Annotated in this window: 18 protein-coding genes and 3 tRNA genes; 8 read left to right on the forward strand and 13 right to left on the reverse strand. The window is 48.7% G+C overall.

Translation table 11 applies throughout. From position 1 onward, the window contains the following. Positions 1 to 5: 5 nt before the first annotated feature. The 10 genes from F4X55_01940 to F4X55_01985 form a co-directional block, all read right to left on the reverse strand. Positions 6 to 623 carry a cytochrome c oxidase subunit 3 family protein gene (locus tag F4X55_01940; GenBank protein MYC39771.1) on the reverse strand — a complete coding sequence of 206 codons (618 nt, stop codon included), beginning with the start codon at positions 621 to 623 and terminating at the stop codon, positions 6 to 8. 20 nt (positions 624 to 643) lie between these two features. Further along, positions 644 to 2,251 (reverse strand): cytochrome c oxidase subunit I, encoded by a 1,608-nt coding sequence (locus F4X55_01945; GenBank protein MYC39772.1) that lies wholly within the window; start codon positions 2,249 to 2,251, stop codon positions 644 to 646. A 19-nt stretch (positions 2,252 to 2,270) separates the two neighbouring features. Continuing rightward, positions 2,271 to 3,218 carry a cytochrome c oxidase subunit II gene (gene coxB / locus F4X55_01950; protein MYC39773.1) on the reverse strand — a complete coding sequence of 316 codons (948 nt, stop codon included), beginning with the start codon at positions 3,216 to 3,218 and terminating at the stop codon, positions 2,271 to 2,273. A gap of 26 nt (positions 3,219 to 3,244) precedes the next feature. Continuing rightward, complete coding sequence (locus tag F4X55_01955; protein MYC39774.1) at positions 3,245 to 4,063, reverse strand: SCO family protein; 819 nt, start codon at positions 4,061 to 4,063, stop codon at positions 3,245 to 3,247. Positions 4,064 to 4,233: 170 nt separating this feature from the next. Next, positions 4,234 to 5,316, reverse strand: coding sequence for a rod shape-determining protein RodA (gene rodA, locus F4X55_01960; protein MYC39775.1), 1,083 nt, complete (start codon positions 5,314 to 5,316; stop codon positions 4,234 to 4,236). After that, complete coding sequence (gene mrdA, locus F4X55_01965) at positions 5,288 to 7,093, reverse strand: penicillin-binding protein 2 (protein MYC39776.1); 1,806 nt, start codon at positions 7,091 to 7,093, stop codon at positions 5,288 to 5,290. Before mrdA ends, rodA begins: the two co-directional genes overlap by 29 nt. Beyond that, positions 7,074 to 7,577 carry a rod shape-determining protein MreD gene (mreD, locus tag F4X55_01970; GenBank protein ID MYC39777.1) on the reverse strand — a complete coding sequence of 168 codons (504 nt, stop codon included), beginning with the start codon at positions 7,575 to 7,577 and terminating at the stop codon, positions 7,074 to 7,076. Before mreD ends, mrdA begins: the two co-directional genes overlap by 20 nt. A 32-nt stretch (positions 7,578 to 7,609) precedes the next feature. Further along, a complete protein-coding gene (gene mreC / locus F4X55_01975) occupies positions 7,610 to 8,416 on the reverse strand; it encodes a rod shape-determining protein MreC (GenBank protein MYC39778.1) in 807 nt (268 codons plus the stop codon). Between the two features lie 214 nt (positions 8,417 to 8,630). Next, on the reverse strand, positions 8,631 to 9,683 hold the full coding sequence (locus F4X55_01980) for a rod shape-determining protein (protein MYC39779.1): 1,053 nt from the start codon (positions 9,681 to 9,683) through the stop codon (positions 8,631 to 8,633). A 132-nt stretch (positions 9,684 to 9,815) separates the two neighbouring features. Then, positions 9,816 to 10,907 carry an aminomethyl transferase family protein gene (locus F4X55_01985; protein ID MYC39780.1) on the reverse strand — a complete coding sequence of 364 codons (1,092 nt, stop codon included), beginning with the start codon at positions 10,905 to 10,907 and terminating at the stop codon, positions 9,816 to 9,818. 159 nt (positions 10,908 to 11,066) lie between these two features. Between F4X55_01985 and trxB the strand changes: the two genes are divergently transcribed. The 7 genes from trxB to F4X55_02020 all read left to right on the forward strand — a co-directional run bounded on the left by trxB (position 11,067) and on the right by F4X55_02020 (position 16,823). Next, positions 11,067 to 11,975, forward strand: a complete 909-nt coding sequence (gene trxB / locus F4X55_01990) for a thioredoxin-disulfide reductase (protein ID MYC39781.1) — start codon at positions 11,067 to 11,069, stop codon at positions 11,973 to 11,975. A gap of 75 nt (positions 11,976 to 12,050) precedes the next feature. Beyond that, positions 12,051 to 12,125 (forward strand) — tRNA-Val (locus tag F4X55_01995). A 12-nt stretch (positions 12,126 to 12,137) separates the two neighbouring features. Then, positions 12,138 to 12,215, forward strand: a tRNA-Asp gene (locus tag F4X55_02000). Between the two features lie 95 nt (positions 12,216 to 12,310). Continuing rightward, positions 12,311 to 13,792: a DUF4301 family protein gene (locus tag F4X55_02005; GenBank protein MYC39782.1), complete on the forward strand. Its 1,482-nt coding sequence runs from the start codon at positions 12,311 to 12,313 to the stop codon at positions 13,790 to 13,792. A gap of 36 nt (positions 13,793 to 13,828) precedes the next feature. Next, on the forward strand, positions 13,829 to 15,181 hold the full coding sequence (locus F4X55_02010; protein MYC39783.1) for a mannose-1-phosphate guanylyltransferase/mannose-6-phosphate isomerase: 1,353 nt from the start codon (positions 13,829 to 13,831) through the stop codon (positions 15,179 to 15,181). A gap of 65 nt (positions 15,182 to 15,246) precedes the next feature. Then, a tRNA-Ser gene (locus F4X55_02015) sits at positions 15,247 to 15,338 on the forward strand. 189 nt (positions 15,339 to 15,527) lie between these two features. Then, entirely contained in the window at positions 15,528 to 16,823 is a 1,296-nt protein-coding gene (locus F4X55_02020; GenBank protein MYC39784.1) for a TolC family protein, read from the forward strand. A 61-nt stretch (positions 16,824 to 16,884) separates the two neighbouring features. Here F4X55_02020 and mtaB read toward each other — a convergent pair whose 3' ends face one another. The 3 genes from mtaB to F4X55_02035 all read right to left on the reverse strand — a co-directional run bounded on the left by mtaB (position 16,885) and on the right by F4X55_02035 (position 20,041). Beyond that, positions 16,885 to 18,174 carry a tRNA (N(6)-L-threonylcarbamoyladenosine(37)-C(2))-methylthiotransferase MtaB gene (mtaB, locus tag F4X55_02025; protein MYC39785.1) on the reverse strand — a complete coding sequence of 430 codons (1,290 nt, stop codon included), beginning with the start codon at positions 18,172 to 18,174 and terminating at the stop codon, positions 16,885 to 16,887. Further along, positions 18,171 to 19,247: a tRNA 2-thiouridine(34) synthase MnmA gene (gene mnmA / locus F4X55_02030; GenBank protein MYC39786.1), complete on the reverse strand. Its 1,077-nt coding sequence runs from the start codon at positions 19,245 to 19,247 to the stop codon at positions 18,171 to 18,173. The genes mtaB and mnmA overlap by 4 nt, the downstream gene beginning before the upstream one ends. A gap of 110 nt (positions 19,248 to 19,357) precedes the next feature. After that, positions 19,358 to 20,041 (reverse strand): hypothetical protein, encoded by a 684-nt coding sequence (locus F4X55_02035; protein ID MYC39787.1) that lies wholly within the window; start codon positions 20,039 to 20,041, stop codon positions 19,358 to 19,360. 238 nt (positions 20,042 to 20,279) lie between these two features. On the opposite strand from F4X55_02035, the gene F4X55_02040 reads away from it, so the two are divergent. Next, positions 20,280 to 21,338 carry a hypothetical protein gene (locus tag F4X55_02040; GenBank protein ID MYC39788.1) on the forward strand — a complete coding sequence of 353 codons (1,059 nt, stop codon included), beginning with the start codon at positions 20,280 to 20,282 and terminating at the stop codon, positions 21,336 to 21,338. Positions 21,339 to 21,353 lie beyond the last annotated feature (15 nt).

Here is a 21,353-nt window from a genome sequence, read left to right on the forward strand (position 1 = left end):
TCCGTTTACCCGATTAAGTACAATAGCGGAAACAGGTATATCCAGATCAGGTCGACTAGGTGCCAATAAAGCCCTCCGACCTCAACCGGGGTATATCTGTTTCCTTCTTTAAATCTTCCCTGCCAGGCCATTATTATCAGGGCGAAAATTATTCCCATTCCGATAAACACGTGAAGCATGTGAAGCCCGGTCATCATGAAGTAAAGGGCGTAAAATATGTTCGTATCGGGGAATATATGATGGTGGAACTTCGCGGTGTACTCAAAATACTTGTTTACCCCGAAGATCGCTCCGCATACGAAGGTTACAGAAAGCAGTATTATCAGCCACTTCCTGTTTCTTTTCTGCGAGGCCGACACCGCCAGAGCCATCGTGAAACTGCTGAATATGAGCACAATGGTGTTCACGGCGCCCAGAGTCACGTCCAGTTTTTTGTGCGAGTCGTAAAAGAGATCCGGGTACTTTGCCCTGAAAAGCGCGTATGCAGCGAAGAGTCCCCCGAAAAGGAGAATTTCCGTTCCGAGGAAAAGCCACATCCCGAATTTCGCCGCGTTGTGTGTTACGGTCTCCCCGAGTCCGTGTCCGTGCGCGTGGCTTTCGGCGTGTTCTACTGTGCTGCTCATTTTTTGCGTTAGCCTCCGATCTATTTTTTCCCGTAAGCGTAAGTCCAGTCAGTTACAGTCGGTATTTCGACAAAGTTCTCATGAGATGGGGGAGAAGGAACCTGCCACTCAAGAGAGAGAGACCCGTAAGGGTTTGACGATTCCGGCAGTTGTCCTTTTTTCCAGAACGGCAAGAGCAGGTTCACGGTCATTATTATAATTCCGAGCCCGAGTATCCACGATCCGTAGGTCGAAAGGGAATGATAGGATATGTACTCGGCGGGGTAGGTCGCGTATCTTCTGGGCATTCCCTGAAAACCCATGAAGAACTGCGGGAAAAACGTTACGTTGAATCCTACGAAAATCAGGAACCATGCGATTTTCGCGATCAGTTCGTTAAATACCTTTCCGAACCATTTCTGGTACCAGAAGTGAAGGGCCCCGAAAAATCCCATCACCGTCCCTCCTATCATCACGTAGTGCATGTGAGCTACTATGAAGTACGTGTCGTGCAGGTGCACGTCGACGGCTAGGGCTCCCAGATAGACTCCGGTCAGCCCGCCGACCGTGAAAAGCACTATGAAGGACAGCGCGTATAACATGGATGAATGAAAGTCTATTGATCCCTTGTACAGAGTTGCGGTCCAGTTAAACACCTTTACGGCCGTGGGGATGGCGACAAGCATGGTCAGAAATGAGAAAATCGCCGCCGCCGTTTCCGATATGCCGCTTACGAACATGTGATGCAGCCAGACGAAAAAGCTTATTATGGCTATCGCGAAGCTTGAGTACGCGATAGCCTTGTATCCGAAAATGGGTTTCCTTGCGAAAACTGGAATTATCTCCGAGATGATTCCGAAGGCCGGGATAACCATTATATAGACAGCTGGATGGGAGTAGAACCAGAAAAAGTTCTGGAAAAGTATTGGGTCCCCTCCCTTGGCCGGATCGAAAAAGCCTATGTCAAATACCCTCTCCGCTATAAGCAGAAGAAGCGTGATTCCCACAACCGGTGTCGCTAGCAGCTGCAGTATGGCGGTCGCGTAGGATGCCCATATGAAAAGCGGGAGCCTGGACCAGGTCATTCCAGGTGCCCGCAGCTTGTGTATGGTCACTATGAAGTTCATTCCGGTGAGAATCGATGAGAACCCGAGCACAAAGACCCCGAGAGTTATTAGTATTACCTTGGTGCCCGTCTGAATGCTGTAGGGAGTGTAGAACGTCCAGCCCGTGTCAGCCGGCTGCAGAAGCGCGCCGAGCAGTATTGCGGTTCCGACAAGATATATCCAGAAACTCAGCAGGTTGATTCTTGGAAACGCCACGTCTCTTGCCCCGATCATAAGCGGTATCAGGAAATTACCAAAGCTTGCTGCTATCCCTGGAACAATGAAAAAGAAAACCATCAAGGAACCATGGAGCGTGAACGCTACGTTGTACTCCGTCGGGGTTCTGAAAAAGTCAAGCTCGGGAGTCATAAGCTCGTATCTCATCCCAAGAGCCGCCAGACCGGCAACCATGAAGAAAAACGAGATCGTGACGAGATAGAGGATCCCGATACGCTTGTGATCCGTTGTCAAAATCCACGACTTTAGACCTTTCTGGGCTAAAAACGGTATATGCTGGGTTTGTGTCATGGCTCCGTTTGCCATCTTTTTCTCCTTGATATTTCTACTTCAACGTTTTTATATACTCGATAAGAGCGGTTACTTCTTCCTCAGACAGTATACCCTTGAATGAAGGCATCGTTGGTGCGTAGCCTTTTACCATCTTTGCCTGAGGTTCGTAAATTGACTCCCTTAGATAATTTTCGTCCACAAGGACCGAGGAACCATCCTCAAGATCCTCTGTTTTCCCGTAAAGGTTCTTGAAAGTAGGCCCTATAACCTCTTTGCCGTCGATGCTGTGGCAGGCGAGACACCCTCTCTGGGAATACAGGTCCTTTCCTCTCTCCGCCGGGGATACGCTGATTGCCGCCACGGCGGCTCCGTCTTCAAGTTCGTCTCCTTTTTCCCATCTTGTGAATGCTTCCGGACTCAGGACGGTTACTTTGGCAAGCATTTGCGAGTGACCGGAACCGCAGTATTCGGCGCACAGAAGGTCAAAGGTTCCGACCTTGGTCGGGGTGAACCAGAGCTGCTGGTAACTGCCCGGGAGAATATCCTGTTTAACGCGGAACTGCGGAACGAAAAAGCTGTGAATGACATCATCTGACCTCATTATGAGCCTGACCGGCTTGTTCTGCTGTACGAACAGTTCGTTAAGCGATTTCTTGCCGGTGAAATACTCAAATTCCCAAAGCCACTGTTTTGCCACGACGTTAACTTCGATTGCTTCTGGGGGAGGGTTGCGAAGTTCCTTGAAAGCTATCCATCCCCACGCGAAGATGACCATGAGCAGTATGGTCGGGATTATCGTCCAGATGGTTTCGATGACCGGGTTGTGAGTTATGTAGGCGGTTTCCTGGTCCTCGCTTTTTCTCCTGTACTTGATTGAAAAACCTACGAGTACCGCCGAGATCAGTATGAAGAAAAATAACGATACAATCGTTACGAACAGGGTTATGTTATCAACGCTTGCGGCGAGATTAGAAGCCGATTCCGGTATCCAGGTGGACATTTATGATTTACAACCTCCGCAAATAGTTAATGGATTTTCTTCTCTCTTCTCCACATCAAGCAGAGAAACGTTACGAGAACCGCGAGAGTTACCATCCCTCCCGCCTTGACTACGTTGAGGGCCGCGAGTGCGTATCTTTTTCCGACCGGGTCAAACTGATAACAGAACATAAGTACCTTGTTAAGCAGCTCCGAGGAACCTATCTTTCCTTCCGAAGCTTCTATTAGCGATAACTTGAAGTTACGGGGATCATACTGAACTCCGTAGAGGTATCGCGAAATTACCCCCTCCGGCGTGAGTATCACTATTCCCGAAGGATGAGCGAACTCTTCTCCATCTTTTTTGAAGCGGAATCCCACTGAGTCGGTGAGCCTCAGTATGTTTTCCTCCGTCGCCGTGAAAAAGTGCCAGTCTCCGGCCTCCTGCGCCCCGTCTGCAAGTGCTTTTCTGTATCTTGCAGCCTTTGCGCCTATAACCTCGGGGGATTCCTCGGGATCAAAACTCATGGTCACTACTGTGTAATCCTTGCCAGGTCTGAAGGAATCCATCTGGTTTATGACTTCCAGGACTCCGTCTGTCCCAAGAAGGCAGAGCCTTGGGCATGTGAAGTAGGCAAGACTCAGAACCACTGGTTTTTCCTGTCCGAAAAAAGAGGAAATGCTCACTGTCTTTCCGTTTTCTCCGTGAAATTCCGTGTCAAGATCGATGGAGGATGCAAGTTTCTCGTCAAAACCTATTTCCTCTACGTCATTTACGTTCGAAAGTGCGTGAATGTCTGATGTGAATGGAATCGGAAGAGCACTTGAGATACACATAACAGTGAGAAAAATGAAGAACCTCCACATGAAAGGAGCTGTTTTTTGGTTGTTTTTTATAAAATGAAATATGTTTGAGGACGTAGGATAGAACAGTTTTTTCCCTTTCTCTCGTCTCAAATCGGCGTAGATTGTATCTGATGTTAACTCTCTGTCAAGAATCTGATTTCATTACGGCTTGTCTGGATTTCAGACCCTGTTTATTTCTTTCTAAGACAAAGAACTATGCCGATTCCGATAAAGGCCGTCAGGGTTGACGAACCTCCGTAACTGATGAAAAAAAGAGGAGTCCCGATGATGGGCATAAGTCCCGTGACCATAGCTATGTTTATCACGGCGTGCCAGAAAAGCATCGCCGCGACTCCGAGGCATGCGATCGTCGCAAAGCGGTCTTCTGAGGATGTTGCAATGTTGAGAATGAAAAGGATTATCGAGAAATACAAAAGAAGGATAAACACAGAACCCCGGAATCCCCACTCCTCGGCAATTACCGAGAATGCGAAATCTGTATGATGCGCGGGAAGAAAATTCAAGTTGGACTGCGAACCGAGAGAAAAACCTTTTCCGAAACCCATGCCGGAGCCTATCGCAATCTGGGACTGGATCGAGTTGTAGCTTATTCCGAAAGGGTCAGAGGACGTATCCAGGAAGGAATATATCCTTTCCTTCTGGTAGTCCTCGACCAGAAGATGCCAGAGCGGCACAACGGATACCAATGCTATGATTATTATTCTCAGCAGGGCTCTTCTGCTGATTCCCAGAAGAAGAATAATGCTTGAACCTGTAAGAAGTATGGTGATCGCGGTTCCCATGTCCGGCTGAGCGATGACCGCCGCGGTAGGGAGAAACAGAAAAGCTATAGGTTTAGCGAGATCCGTCAGGCCGTAATTTTCCTTTGCGGCCACCTGGTTTGCGTAGTAATTGGCGAGCACCATTATTATCCCGATTTTAATGAATTCGGAGGGCTGAATGGAGATCGGGCCTATCTGGAACCAACTTCTTGATCCCGACACCGTTTTCCCGAATACGAAAATCAGCGCCAGCAGCCCAAGGAAAAGCAGGTAAAAGGTAAGCGAGTGCCTTTCAAGCGTTAGAGGTTTTAGCCGGCTTATGATTGCCATGGCCACCAGCCCGGCCAGAACCCATATGAGTTGTTTCTTGAATGCGCCCAGACCGTCTAGTTGAGAGATGCTGTATAGATTGACCAGTCCCGCCGCGCACAACAGGAGAATCAGCCCCAATATCCAGGAGGATCTACTCAGATTTGGCAATTCGGTTCTCATTTCGTTCCTTCTTAAGTTTGAAATAGGTTTCAATGATCTTTCTTGCTATCGGGGCCGCTGCCACACTTCCGCTGCCCCCGTTTTCGACCAAAACGGTTACTGATATCTCCGCCGAGTCTGATGGTGCGTAAGAGGTGAACCAGGCATGGTCCATGAACCGTTTTTCAGTTGATTCAACTTGCGCCGAAACGACCTGTGCCGTCCCGGTTTTGCCTGAGATAGGTGATATTTTTGATCTTGCGTAAAATCCCGTGCCCCGTTGGGCGTGTACGGCGTCGTATAGCGCTTTTTTCAGAAAAGCCACTGACTTTTTGTCAAGTTTTTGTACCGTTCCGGTTATCCGCGGAGGTGTTTTTTTGTCTGTTTTTCTTATTTTCGGTTTGACTATGGTGCCTCCGTTTGCTATTGCGGTAGTCATCATATTTATCTGAAGAGGAGTGGTTGTTACGTATCCCTGACCTATGGCCAGCATTGCAGTTTCGCCCGGATACCATGGTTCTTTTAAGTGTTTTCTTTTCCATGCCTTGGACGGACTCACTCCGTGTTTTTCGGGAAGCTCTATTCCGGTTTCCTCTCCCAATCCGAACCTTTTCAGGTACGGGTAGAGCCCGTCTACTCCAAGCTTCATGGAAAGTTCATAGAAGTATACGTCGCATGATTCAACAATCGCCGAGAGAAGATTCATATGGCCGTGACCTTCCTCGCGCCAGCAGTTAAAGCGTTTTCCGCTTATTAAGCGATAGCCCGGGCAATATACGGACGACTCGGGGTCCACCGTTTTTTCCTCCAGCAATGCGAAGGCCGTGATTATTTTGAGTACTGACCCAGGTGGATAGGTTCCCTCGGTTGAGCGGTTAAGAAGGGAGAAGGATTCTTTTTTCTTTCTTTTTTTGCGTTTCTCTCCCGAAATCCCTTTTGAGATATGCTCAGGGCGATAAGACGGACGACTTACCATTACCAGGATTTCCCCGTTTTTTACGTCCATTGCGACTATTGCTCCTTTCTCCTTCCCCAAGGCGTCGTTAGCGACTTTTTGCAATTGCGCGTCGATTGTGAGGTGCAAATCTTTTCCCTCGACCATTTCCTTGTTCTTCCGGGACGGCAACAATGCGGAGAGAGAATCGGAGATTACCTTTCCGTGTGCGTTGACCATGAGGTATTTAAGACCGTTTGTTCCTCTCAGTTCGTCGTCAAAGACTTTTTCCACGCCCGTTTTTCCGACTTGGGTTCCCGCCTTGATCCGACGGTCAGCTTTTACTTCATGCGGATCGGCGATCCCTGTGTATCCAAGGAGCACGGCGGCGGCTTCTCCGTGCGGATAGAATCTCTTGTGCCCCAATTCAAGGAATATGCCTTCTAACGCTTCTTTGTTCTTCTCAACTAGAAGGAGCTCTTCCCTGCTTATGTCCTTGGCGATTGTAACGGGGTAGAAACTTCTCATGCCCGCTATTTTTCGAAGTTTCTTAAGAAGCTCTTTCTCTGGAATGTTTATTATCCCCGAGAGCTTTTCCGCGAGACTCTCGACATCGGTTATTTCTTTCGGAAAGACACGTATGTTAAAAGACGGTTTGTTGTAGAGAATTTTCTCCCCGTTTCTGTCAAAAATGCGCCCCCTGGGAGCGGGGAGTTCAAGTACTCTCAGGATGTTTCTCTCCGAAAAACTCCTGTATTCCTCACCCTTATATATCTGGAGGTAAAACAGTCTTGCCGAGAAGACAACGAAAAACAGCACGCATAAAGAAAATGCTATAGCGAGTCTACGCTTTAGTAGTTCCATCCAATTTTCTCAGAAGCATTATCATCGGAACACCGACTACTGTGTTAATGATAGCCTGATAGAGAGCTAGCTCAAGACTGAGAAACGCTGCCTGTCCACTATCTTGCTTGAACAGAAGCAATACTAGGAACAGCAGGTGCATAAGCAGGGTTCCCGTAAAAAACGCCAGAGACAGAAGAAATGGATGGTTGCGGTCGTAATTGATATTGTGCAGGCCCACCCGCAGCAGGAGAAACACGGCGAATCTTGTGATTGTATGAAGTCCCCAGGTTCCGGCCGAAAAAATATCCATTAGAAACCCGTTTAGCGTGGCAAGCGTGAACGGATAGGGTATTTCAGTTCTGACTGCCAGGCAGATTATGATTATCAGGTTAAGATCAGGGGTGAACTTGCCCAGAGAAGTTGTGGGAACGACTGATGTTTGGATGATGATTAATAGGAAGGATAAAAACAGGTAGAGAAAAAAAGAGAAGTTTATCCTCATTAATATTCCAACTGGGTCCAGTTGGCGGAGAGCTAGTTAAGATGTATGAGCACCTCTTCAACCCTGCTCACATCGATTTCCGGTTTTATTATGGCCCTTTGAAGCCCTCTGTCCGACTCAACTTTTGTTACGGTTCCTATAACAATATTTTTCGGGAAAACATTGTCTTTTCCGGATGATATTACCTTGTCTCCGGCTATAACATCATCCTCTTGTTCAAGGTACTTCATAACGTAATGGTTTCCCGCTCCAGTCACTATGCCCCGTGCGCGACTCCTCTGCACGATCGCGTCAGCGACGCTTGAGGGATTTGTCATCAGCATTACCATAGAGGTTTTTTCATTCACCGAGTGTATGGTTCCGATAGCCCTAACGTTGGTCAGCACCGGAGCTCCCTTCTTTATTCCAGAAGACGACCCTTTGTCTATTATAAGGAATCCGGGGCCTACGACTGAGGGGCTACCCCCTATGACCCTTGCTCCCAGCATCTTCCCCTTGTGAGAGTTTTTATAATTAAGGAGGCTTCTCAATCTTTCGTTCTCAAGCCTTATTTCCGTTAGCATCAGGTTCTGGGTTTCCATTTCCTGAAGCTGTGCTTTGAGGCGGGAATTTTCAACGCTTGTATCGACAAGGTCAATATAATGGTCCCAGTAGTATCTTACTCCATCCTTTATATGGTTTGCGAAAGCACCGGAACTGTGGTTAACGCTGAGCATTAACTTGGTAGTGTAGCTGGTCTCCCTCTTTGTCAGATCAAAAACAACGGGTAGAAGATGGATTGACGCAATTATGAGGATAAAGGATAGAAATAGCTGATTCTTGGTAAAAAACTTCCTCATTAAGCTCCCTTCCGGTCGGGAATACTTAACCTTGATCTCTGGCAACGGGCAAAACCGTTGTCCACGCTATAACAAAAGCTGTTGCAAGGAGTTACGAAACACAAAAACCTTTTGGGCGAACACTTTAACACAAAACAGTCCAAGTTTCAAACAAAACTTAAAGTCACGGGTTAAAAAACGACTGGGATTCCTTGGAATTCCCCCGCCGTTCATATTATATAGCGACGGAATTGAGAAGTTCTATATCTTCAAGAGCTTTCCCGGAACCCATAACCACGCAATCAAGAGGCTGTTCAGCCCTTCTTATTTTGATACCGGTTTTTTGCTCTATACGATTGCGCAGTCCTTTGAGCAGCGAACCGCCTCCGGCAAGCATTATTCCCGAGTCAAAAACATCGGCGGACAGCTCCGGCGGAGTTCTCTCCAGAGTTTGCATGATTGCGTCAACTATCTGGTTTATAGTATCTTCCACGGCCTCTTCAATTTCCTGCATGTCAATGGATAACATTGAGGGAACTCCGGAAATATTGTTTCTTCCGGTCACCTTCATTTGCGTCTTTCTGGTACTGTTTATTTCCGGTCTTATTTCCGGTAATGAGGAGAATTTTTTCTTAACTTCTTCTGCCGTCCTGTATCCAATGATTATGTTGTGATTTCTTTTCATCCACTGCTGTATGGCCTCATCCATCTTGTCTCCGCCAATTTTGATCGATCTGCTTACAACTATCCCGGACAGGGCGATAATGGCTATTCCAGTGGTACCGCCTCCTATGTCAACCACCATGTTTCCAGAAGGTCTGTGTACTTCTATCCCGGCACCTATGGCGGCGCACATTGTTTCCTCGATTAGATATACTTTCCTCGCTCCTGCAGCCTCGGCCGATTCTCTTACGGCCTTTTTCTCTACTTCGGTAATCTCAAGAGGAACCGATATTACTACTCTCGGGCGCACTAAGTTTCTTTTATTGCCGTTTGATTTCTTTATGAAGTACTCGATCATTCTCTGGGCGGCATCAAAGTCGGCAATAACCCCGTCGCGAAGCGGCCTTATGGCCCTGATTGACCCTGGAGTTCTTCCGACCATCTCCCTGGCCTGCTGGCCTACCGCAATGAGTTTTGATCTTTGTCCCGGAATATCCTGAACGGCTACCACAGAGGGTTCGTTGGACACTACCCCCTCGCCTTTGAGGTATACGAGGGTGTTTGCAGTTCCAAGGTCAATAGCGAGATCATTTGAAAAATATTCCAGAAACCTGTCCAGTATCATTTTTGGTAATTACCCCTTCTTTTTCAGTTAAAACAGAACTAAACCCGAAAACACTCACCGCGCGCATCTGCAAGGCAGACGAGGCGACGACAAAACATCAATTCATCTTTCAACTATAGCATTTTTTTTAAGCTATTCAAAGCGGCTATGAAAAGGTTTTTCCCTTATTTTTACCGCGTTCGGAGTTTTATCGTCGTGTTGTTCTGCGCCGACGGTTATTTCTCCCTGAAAATCACGAAATTCCCTTCTTATATAGCCGATAGCTATATTCTTTCCGAGGGTGGGAGAGTAAGTAGAGGAGGTTATTCTCCCCACTTTTTTTCCCTTGACCCAGAGCGTATCTCCTGGCGACGCGCAGTCATCTTGCTCGGACGCAAAATAAGCCAGATGCCAGTTTACTCTTCCTCTCCACTTTATTCTTGCTATTACTTCCTGTCCCACATAGCATCCTTTTTCGAAATCAAGGGCGTTCCATATGCCGGCTTCAATCGGTATGGTGGAGATATCCATGTCCTTTCCGTAAACGGGAATACCGGCTTCGATCCTGAGGATCTCAAGAGCCTGCTGCCCTGAAAGTCCCGGGACCTCCGGGTTTTCCAGAAGGAGGTTCCAGATTTCCTCAGCGCTGCAGTTTTTAAAAAGGACATCAAAACCGGTTTCTCCAGTTCTGTTGAGTTTCATAACTGTTGTCTTTCCGAGGGACAGGTGATCGTATTCGTTCATCTGTCCTGTGTTAACGCCGAGGCGTTTGGTGATGAATTCCCCGCAACCGGGACCGCAAATGTGCAGAGTGCAGTAATCTTCGGTAACGTCAACCACCTCGGCTTTGTAAGAAAGCCTGAATTTGCGGAGAAGCTGCGCTATTTCCCCGCCCATGCCGGGTTCCATGTCAATGTAGACCGAGTCTTCGCTTTTAAAGACTCTCATATCCGAGATCATTTTTCCCTTCGGGGTGAGTATTGCCGCGTAGATGCCGCTCCCAGGGAGTTTTTCCTTTACGTCGTTTGTAAGCATTCCCTGCAGGAATTTTACGTGGTCCGCTCCTGAGATCTTAAGCTTTCCTCTGCTTGAGATATCTATAATGCCCACCGAATTTCTTACGGTTTTCGCTTCTTCCGCCGGGTCACCATAGTGTTTCGGGAGAAAAAATCCGCCCGTCTCGGCGAATACTGCTCCCCGGGCCGCGTGTCTATCGTAAAGCGGAGTTTTCTTTGCGGATTCCATTTGCGTCTGCGCTTCCGCGGGCGGGGTTTTGGCCGTCGCCCCCGTTTATCTTATCCCTTGAAAAACCACTGCCTAAATGTAGTATAAAGTCCTTGTTCCAAAAAGAAATTGCAGGGGTGCGAAGTGAGTGAACTGAGAGAAAGTTACAAGGTGGTCATAATGGGTTCCGGCCCGGCCGGTCTTACCGCGGCGCTTTACGCGGCGCGGGCGAATCTTGAGCCGCTTGTGTTTGAAGGTCCGGAAGCCGGCGGGCAGCTCACCACAACCACGGATGTTGAGAATTTCCCGGGGTTTCCGAACGGAATCATGGGTCCTCAGCTCATGGATCTTATGAGGGAACAGTCGGAACGTTTCGGGGCGCAGTGCGTGCAAAAGGCCGTAATCTCGGTTGATTTCTCTGAAAGGCCGTTTCGCGTATCAACGGAAGATGAGCAGATACTGGCCTCCACGTTTATTATTTCTTCCGGTGCTACGGCTAGGATGCTCGGTCTACCTTCCGAACGCGAACTTGTGGGTTACGGGGTTTCCACGTGCGCCACATGCGACGGGTTTTTCTTCAGGGACAAGGAACTTGTGGTGGTGGGGGGAGGTGACAGCGCCATGGAGGAATCCATATTTCTTACCAAGTTCGCTACCAAAGTCACGGTGATTCACAGGCGCGATAAGCTCAGGGCATCGGTGATAATGCAGCAGCGGGCCAGGGAAAACGAAAAGATAGATTTTATCTGGAACGGTGTTGTTGAAGATGTGCTGGGTTCAAGAGAGGACGGGGTAACGGGAGTTCAGATAAAGGATGTCGTAACTGGGGAGAGTTACGTTAAGGAATGTCAGGGAATGTTCGTAGCGATCGGGCATACTCCTAACAGCGAGATTTTCAGGGGACAGCTTGAAATGGACGATAACGGTTACCTGATTACTAGAGACGGTACCTCTGAAACAAACGTTGCGGGTGTTTTCGCCGCCGGGGATATACAGGATACGAGGTACAAGCAGGCTATAACGGCGGCGGGAAGCGGGTGCATGGCGGCTATGGATGCGGAAAAATTCATAGAAGAGCATGGACTTTAGTCCTACCGTGTTCTGATCTTGGACAAAAAGTTTTTATTCGGTTATACAGATTGCCTGCTTTTTTACGGTTTTTGCGGGCGGTTAGCTCAGCGGGAGAGCACCTGCCTTACAAGCAGGGGGTCACAGGTTCGAATCCTGTACCGCCCACCATCTGATTTAAACGGGGCCGTAGTTCAGCCTGGTTAGAACGCTGGCCTGTCAAGCCAGAGGTCGCGGGTTCAAATCCCGTCGGTCCCGCCACCCCGATTAGTAAAGTCGCAATGAATCCCGTTAAAGTCTTGGGGAGTTTTCAGCTTTTTTATGTATAGTTCTCGTATCGGGGTCCACCGCGGGAAATTCGTATCTTGGATATTCAAAAACAGATTGAACGGTTCAAAAAAGGTTACCCGTTCCGCAGGCTTGCTCGTCCCGCTACAGTCGGCGATGGCATAAGAAAGCTGGGAGATGATGAGTCCCGGGAGTTTCAACAGAGATACGAAGACTCTCTTTCCGAAACGAGCGTGTGCAAATTTGTTCCTGCATCTGGAGCGGCCTCAAGAATGTTTCGGGACCTCGGCATGCTTCGGGACGGTTTTTCCCCGGATGAAGCGGCCTTGGATTCCGAAGGGGAAAAGATACTTGAGAAATTTCTCTCGAACTTAACAAAATTTCCTTTCGCGGGCCTGCTTGAAGAAAAGTTGAAAAAAGAGCTTGAGAATGTTGTCTCTTCGGGGAACCTGGAATTCATTCTCAACACCCTCCTGGGAAGTGACGGTCTGGGTTACGCGGACATTCCCAAAGGACTTGTGCCTTTCCACAGTTATGGAGAGGAGCGGAGAACGGCTTTTTCCGAACATTTCAAAGAAGCTCTAGGGTATATAATCTCGCGCGACACGGTCTCGATGCATTTCACTATTTCCCCTGCCTTTGCGGAGCGGTTCGTTCAGGAGGAAAAGGAAGCAGTTTCTCTTTTATCCTCCGAAAGGGTTTCATTTGACGTGACATACTCGGTTCAGGATCCCCAAACGGATACAATCGCGGTCACGATGGACAATGTTCCCGTCTCGGACGCCGATGGATCCCTGCTTCGAAGACCCGCTGGGCACGGAGCGCTACTTAAAAACCTGAATAAACTTTCCTGTGACTGTATTTTCGTAAAAAACATAGATAATGTTGCGAAAGAGGAACTTCTTCCCGATACCGTTAAGTGGAAAAAGACCCTCGGTGGAGTTCTTCTCTCTATCCAGAAAAGAGTTTTCCGCTACACAGAAGCTCTTTCTTCCTCTTGGACCTCGGAGGCACTTGAGCAAGAAATTATTTCCTTTTGCCGGGAAGAACTTTTCATGGACCTCTCCCGGGAACTTTCAGGACTGTCTGGAGCCGGCAGGAGGGAGTTTCTGTTTCGGATGCTTCACAGGCCTATCAGGGTATGCGGCGTCGTAAAGAACGTGGGTGAACCGGGCGGTGGTCCGTTCTGGGTGGAAGGAGGAGGGGGGGAATCCCTTCAGATAGTTGAAAGCGCGGAGGTTGACCGGGACTCTTCTTCCCAGCGGCATATCTGGGAGAGTTCAACCCATTTTAATCCCGTGGATATTGTCTGCGGAGTGAAGGATTTTAAGGGGAAGAAATTCAATCTGACCGGCTTTGTCGACCCCGAAGCCGGAATTATCACCGAAAAGACCTTTGGCACAAAGAAGATAAAGGCGCTTGAGCTCCCCGGGCTCTGGAACGGCTCCATGTCCGGCTGGATAACCGTTTTCGTTGAAGTTCCTTCCACCACGTTCAATCCCGTGAAAACCGTCTGGGATCTTCTAAAGGAGCCCCATCAGGTAAAGTAACACCCGGAAGTTTTTCCGTGGAAATCGGTTCTCAAAATGCCTAGAGAAAATCTTTACTGTCTTGTTCTTGCCGGGGGACGGGGAACCAGGCTCTGGCCTCTCTCAAGAGAGTCCATGCCCAAGCAGTTCCTCAGGATAAGCGGAGATGACTCGCTTCTGCTTGGGACGCTTAAACGCGCCGCCCGTCTTGTCGCCCCGGAGAACATACAAGTTGTGCTTGAGGAAAAACAGCTTTCGCTGATCGAACAGAGTCTTCAGTCCACGGATTTTCCGGAAAAAATAAAGGTTATTACGGAGCCCGTGGGCAGAAACACCGCCCCCGCGATTCTGCTCGGGACTCTTGGGATTGCTTCTCAGGACGAAGACGCGGTGATAATGGTCTTCCCCTCAGATCATATGGTTGAGGACGACGAGAATTTCCGCGATCATGTGCGAAGAGCGGTCTCGCTTGCCGAAGATGACTACATAGTGTCTTTTGGGATCACTCCCTCAGCACCCGAGACCGGATACGGCTACATTGAGGGTGGGGAACCGCTTGGTGACGGCGGGCGTAGAATAAAAAGATTTGTTGAAAAACCCGATGCCGAGGTCGCGAGAGAATACTTGCTTTCAGGAAACTTCTTCTGGAACAGCGGAATGTTTGTTTTCCGGGCCCGGACTATGGTTGAAGAATATTCAACCCTCTGCCCCGAGATTTACGCGCCAATTCACGAAACTTTCCACCAAGAAGTCGGCAGGGATACTTACTCCGGGCTTCCTCCCGTTCCTGTTGACCGTGCAATAATGGAGAGAACTTCGCGCGGAGCCGTGGTACCGTCTTCTTTCTCTTGGAGCGACATGGGGTCATGGAGGCTTTTTTACGAGTTTTTCCCGAAAGATTCAGAGGGCAACGTGCTTGATGGGGATGTAATCCTCAGGGACACGGAGAATTCTCTTGTAAGAAGCGGCTCAAGGCTTGTCTGCGTAAACGGTCTTCGAGACGTTGCGGTAATTGAAACCCAGGACGCCGTTTTTGTCTCCGACCTTGGACGCTCAAATGAAGCGGGCGCGTTCGCGGAGAAATTAAAGGGGGAGGGCAGAGAAGAGTCAATCTATCCAATGGTAGTTCACTATCCTTGGGGCAGCAGAGAAGAAATTCAAAAAGGGGAACTCTCTAAAGTAACGAAAACGACTGTTTTTCCCGGTAAGTCGGCAAGGATGGAGAATGCCTCTCCCCAACCCCTCTGTCTGCTGGTTCTCGAAGGACAGGCTCTGATAATTGGTGATGAGGGCAATAATGAACTTGGCCCCGGGCAAACAGTTTTTCTTGAGAACGGGGCGAACTGTTCTGTTGAAAACAGGGCGGATAGTGTTCTAATCATTCTTGAGATTTTTTCCGTTGAGAGTTAAAAAAAGCAAAAAAAGCGTAGTTTTGACTCTGTTTTCCGTTGAGTTATCATTTTTTCACCAAGCGGGGAGAGGTGGCCGAGTGGTCGAAGGCGCTCGATTGCTAATCGAGTAAGGGGTGAAAGCCCCTTCGTGGGTTCGAATCCCACTCTCTCCGCCATTTCCTGTTTCCATTATCAAACGATTGGTAATGCGATTTATCAGTTTAGTTGCTATCCGCACCCCAGTAATTTTTACTTGACAGCAAATCTGGTTTTTTTAGAATTATAAATAAATTTAGATAAGTCTAAAATATTTTTTTGACTATCTTAATTTCAAGCGGTCTTCATGAAGACAGAGAGGAATAAAGATGCTTTCGCAATTATGTGTGTTCTGTACAGCTGTTTTACTGGCGGGAGTTTTGTCACAGCCATTAAGAGCCGAAGAACCGCATTCGCCTAAAACTCATGAACACACTGAGTGCGTTTATAACATAGGTTCTTTACTTACTTTGTCGGATGCCATTCAAAATGCTCTGGATTATTCACCACGCATTAAATCGGCTGTTGCAGAAGTGGAAGCTGCGAAAGGTGCGGAGAACCAAGCGGGATATTTCCCGAATCCGGAAATCGTGTTTGAGGCGGGAAATCTTGCCGGCAGTGGTGAATTCGGTGGCACGGATTCGGCTGAGTTTACCTACAGCTTAACGCAGACCGTTGAGATTGGTGGTAAACGTTCGGCACGCATGAGTGCCGCGAAAGCGGCTCGTGAGGCTTCCGGTACGGCACTGATAGCTGAGCGGCTCAACCTTGAGCGCGATGTTCGTATCGCATATTTCGATGCGTTGGCCAGAGACGAGGCGGTCAAGCTTGCGGTGGAACAGGAGCGGTTGGCCAAGGATGTTCTGGGCACTGTATCCAGACAAGTGCAGACCGCGGAAGAACCAGAGATTCAACTGAGCAAGGCGGAAGTGGCCTATACAGCCAGTGTTGTTACGCGTGAACGAAAAGAACACGAACTGAAAATTGCCAAGAAAAAGCTTGCGAGATTATTGGGAGCCTCCACATTGGACAGTTCTCTTAACCACGCTCATTTCTTTGAACTTAAAGCCCCGGGTCCTATAGAAAACTACCGTGTTAACCTCGCCCGCATTCCCGATATGAGGCAATTTTCTTATATAAAGACCCAAAAAAAATCACTTCTGGACTTGGAGCGCGCACGGGCTATTCCGGATCCCGATTTCAGCCTTGGTGTAAGAGATTTTAAAGATAGTGGTGATCAGGCCTTTGTTCTTTCCGTCTCGCTTCCCATACCGGTTTTTAATCGGAACAGAGGGAATATTGCTAGGGCACGTGCGGAAGTTAGGCAGGCAAAAAGTAATGCTTGGCAAGCTGGATTAATTCTGGAGCAGCAACTTGCGGAGAACTGGGAGCAGTGGAGAACTTATTACTCAGAGGCGCAAAGATTGAGAACGGAACTTCTTCCATCTGCGGAAAAAGCGTTTAAATTGGCGCGCGTCGGATTTGCCGAAGGTAAATTCTCTTATCATGAAGTGCTTGACGCACAGCGCACTTTGTTTGGCGCCAGATCTCAATATTACGATTCATTGAGGCTCTATCACGCTGCTCGTGCCAACGTGGAGCGATTAGGGGCTGTGACAGAGTAAGGAAAAAGCTAGATATACGTAAGGATAATATGGAACCGGAGATTATTCTCGAGAAAACGGTTTACACGGCAGTCGCATAGGCAATTTCATTCTTTACTTCTCTTATTTTCACCTTTACTTCCGTACCGGTACTGATACTGCCTTCGGTTAGCTTGACGTTTATGTAGTTTTTCGTGGTGCAGTTTGATTTGTTTTCCACGATCGCATCAAGGGTTTTGCCGATGAACTTCCTGTAGAAATCCTCCTTTTTCGTTTTTCCGAGGGCACGAAGTTCAGCCGATCTTTCCTTTTTTACCTGCGGGGATATCTGGTCTTTCATGTTCGCCGCCGGGGTCATTTTCCTTATTGAATAGGGGAACACGTGGAAATAGGTAAGTTCCGATGCGGCCGCAACATCGCGTGAATTTTCAAACTGCTCCTGCGTTTCCCCCGGAAACCCGACCATTATGTCTGTGCCGATCGAAGCCTCCGGCAATGCACTGCGTATCGAGTCCGTGCACTTAAGGAATTGCTCGGGACTGTACCTTCTTCTCATTCTTCTCAGGACGTCTGTGTCTCCGCTTTGAAGCGCTACGTGGAAACTCGGACATATGACTTCGGAATCCGAGACGAAACGAATCAGTTCCTCCGTGGTATCCGCCGGGTCAAGCGAGCTAAGCCTTACTCTGCTTACGGCTCCGGACTTCTCAATCTCCCCCAGCAGGCTAACAAGATCAGAACCAATGTCTCTCCCGTAGCTTGCCAGATGAACCCCGGTGAGAACAACCTCCTTGTAACCTCCCCGTGTGAGAGTTTTCAGCCTTGAGATCACTTCATCCGACTCCAGACTGCGGGAGCGCCCCCGCGCCCTTGGAATCACGCAGAACGTGCAAGCGTAGTTACAGCCGTCCTGTACCTTGAGAAACGCCCTTGTCCTGTCGGGGAAGAACCTGATGTCGGGAGTGTCGAACTTTCTTTTCTTCTCCTTGAAGATATCGGATATGAGAACCTTCGGCTCACTCTGAACCTCACCCCGGCGAATTGCTCCGAGAAGAGATGAGGACTTGTGGGAGTTTCCGATTACGTAGTCGACTTCCCCCATGGCAGAGAGTTGCTCCGGGGAGACCTGGGCGTAACAGCCGGTCACTATTACGACGCCTCGAGGGTTTGATCTTTTTGCCCTGTATATGTAATTCCTAGCTTCCGAGTCCGCCTTGTGCGTGACGGTGCAGGTATCTATTACGTATACGTCAGCCGGTTCGTCAAATTTTTTGTTCTTTACGAACTCGGAGGATGGCAGGTGGTTAAGCAAGGCGGCCGTGTCATACTGGTTAACCTTGCACCCCAGGGTCACGACGGAAATCCTTTTCATTGCATGTGAGCCTCTTTTATCCAGCCGCCACCCACCACGGTTTCGTTTCTGTAGAAAACGATTGCTTGGCCGGGCGTTACGGCTTTCTGCGGCTCCGGAAAGCTCACTGTCGCCTCCCCGTCGTCGCTGACCGTTACTCTGGATGGGACTGCGCCGTGGCGGTACCTTATTTTCGAGCGCACTTCGATCTCTCCTTCAGGAGGTTCGCTTACCCACGATAGATTTTGTGCCGTAAGGGCGTTGCTGTAGAGGTCTTTTTCTTCTCCGACCTTGACTTCGTTTCGCTCGGCGTCAATACCGACAACATACATCGGCTTTCCCTTGGCAAAACCGAGCCCGCGTCTTTGCCCTATGGTAAAGGACGCGATTCCCCGGTGTCTGGCAACGGGGTTTCCCTCCATGTCCACTATGTCTCCCCCTCTTTTTCCTCTCTCAAGATAGGGATCGAGAAATTCTCTGTAGCTGTCCCCCGTGATGAAGCAGACGCCCATGCTCTCGGCCTTTGTGGCGACTCGGAGCCCCATGTCTTCAGCCATTTTTCTAACTTCTGTCTTCGTTTTGTCTCCCAGAGGGAAAATAAGCCTTTGAAGTTCCCTCTGACCTAGGGTGAAGAGGAAGTACGACTGGTCTTTTGTGGAATCGACTGCCCGCTCAAGTGAGTATTCGCCGGTTTCTGCGCTGTGGGATATTCTGGCGTAGTGGCCCGTGGCGAGAAAGTCCGCATCAAGTTCGAGAGCTTTCTTCAGAAGAAAATCAAACTTCATGAACTGGTTACAGAGTACGCAGGGTATCGGCGTTTCTCCCGAATCGTACTTGCTTACGAAATCGGAAACCACGAGTTCCCTGAAGGAATCCATGTAATTTACGACGTAGTGGGGGATGCCTATCTCGTAGGCGACCCTTCTCGCGTCGCATACCTCATCCGCGGAACAGCATCCCCCTTCGCTCTCTCCGTAATCCCAAAGCTGCATGGTCATTCCTATGACTTCATGCCCCTGGGACTTAAGAAGAGCGGCCGTGGTGGCGCTGTCAACCCCTCCGCTCATAGCCACTACAATTCTCTTTCTCATCATCGCAAGGATTCTACCCTAGAAAAAAAAGCGGACAAACGGAGAAATTAGGATAAGAAAAAACAAGAGGATATTCTCAAGGCAGCCGGACTCTCTTGCCTTAATTTGTGTGATCAGTTCTCCTCTCCAATTACCATCGGGGACAACCTGCCTTCGGCGGTAAGCTCCCTGTAGCAGTTACCCAACTCCGTTGGATCGTCCGGGTTGCCAAGATATTTCCTCAGCCCCTCGGCCATTGGCGTTTCCTCTCCTCCGCAACTGTCTGCGGAAAGTGTTTCTCTCGGTACAAGCACGTACGGGCACGTCACCACGGGATTGGCTTGGGTTCGTACGGCTTCACCGCTCCAGTAACCGGTAAATATAGTAGCCCCGTCGCCGATTTCATCATCGGTTCTTGAAACGACATTGAACGTTGACGGAAAGAGATTTCCATCATCGCTTTCAATCACAAAGGACGCTACAATAGTTTTCTCCACATTTCCGCCTTTGTCCTTGATAACTTTTGTTGCCCTATAGCTGAATTCCGAGTCGGGGAAAGTGGGGGTCGTGGAAACGATTTCGACATCAAGTTTCCCTGTAGATTCATCTCCCTTTAAATACACATCGGCGTTTTCGTAACCGCAATCTATCTTTAATGTATTTACCCCATCTATCTCTACCTCATAGACACTGAGAAAAAACCCTCTCATCTCCATAAGTTCTGCCTCATTTTCGTCTTCGCAAGATGAAAGCAGGAGTAATCCCGCAAGGGAAAACACTGCTGACAAAGCCAGAGCACTGAAACTTCCTGACCGCATGATGAATAACCTCCTTAAATATATGGAAATTCTTATTAATTCAGGTCGCATTATTTGGGTATAATATCACATTGCAAGGGGGTGGGGTGGAAAATATTGGCGACTGGTTTTTTCTGATTTATACCGAGCAATTAAAGGGAGAGCACTCCGCACCCGAAAGTTTCTTGAGAAGGTGCACATAAGGTATTAAAGTGAGAGTAACTGCTTTGGCCTTTGTTAAAAAAGTTCCCAAAGGCGGATAGAAAATGATTTTAGGTCTTGTATAGCCGTGCGCACGATTTCTAAAGCAAATATTGATCAGCCTTCCTGCTGCCACACCCCTCCTCCGGGCGAACCTCTTCGAGTCAGCCGAAACCTGAAAATTTCTCTTGCGTTACTTCTCTGTCTGGTTGCCGTTTCCTTCCTGCCGCCGCTTTCGGCTCTTAATACTTCTCTGCTGGGTTATCTGAAGCTGCTTGCCATCCCGCTTATTGTGGGTTTTCTTCTGGGCGGAGCCGTAGATTATTTCGTTCCCCAGGGGTTTATATACAGGTATCTTGGCAGAACGGGGAATTCATCTCTCTTCTACGCGCTTGCTTCGGGTTTTGTAATGTCTTCCTGTTCCCATGGAATACTCGCAATAGCGATTCAAATCTACAAAAAAGGAGCAGGCGTCCCGGCGGTGATAACGTTTCTTCTCGCCTCTCCCTGGGCGAATTTCCCCGTGACCATCCTCCTTATAAGCTTTTTCGGGTGGAAGGGTGTTCTGTTCATAGTCACGGCTGGATTTATCGCGATTGTTACGGGCTTTATATTCGGAATACTTGAACGGGGCGGCTACTTGGAGAAAAATGATGTCGGGGACATAGAGGAAGGGTACGAGTGGGAGAGGATAAAGAATTTCTCCCTCAGAGAGAGCGTCCCGGGGGTTCTCAGGGGAAGCCTCAGTCTTTCCAACATGGTTCTGTGGTGGCTTATAATCGGCCTTATTGCAGCGGTCCTGATAGACGTGTATGTGCCCGGAGAATTTTTTATGCAGTATCTTGGTCCGGACACAGGCGGCCTTTTACTTACCCTCGTAGGGGCTACCGTGATCGAGGTTTGCAGCGAGGGAAGTTCGGTTATTGCGTTTGAGATCTACGACAAGGTCCAGGCATTTGGGAATCCGTTCGTTTTTCTGATGGCGGGGGTTGTGACCGACTATACTGAGATCGGACTTCTATGGACGAACATAGGCAGAAAAACTGCCTTACTGCTTCCAGTAGTGGCTGTCCCGCAGGTGCTTTTCTTCGGCTTTCTCTACAACGCTTTTCTCTGAACCGCTGGGAGAGAT

Source organism: Candidatus Dadabacteria bacterium (assembly GCA_009840385.1).
GTDB classification, from domain to species: Bacteria; Desulfobacterota_D; UBA1144; order Nemesobacterales; family Nemesobacteraceae; genus Nemesobacter; species Nemesobacter australis.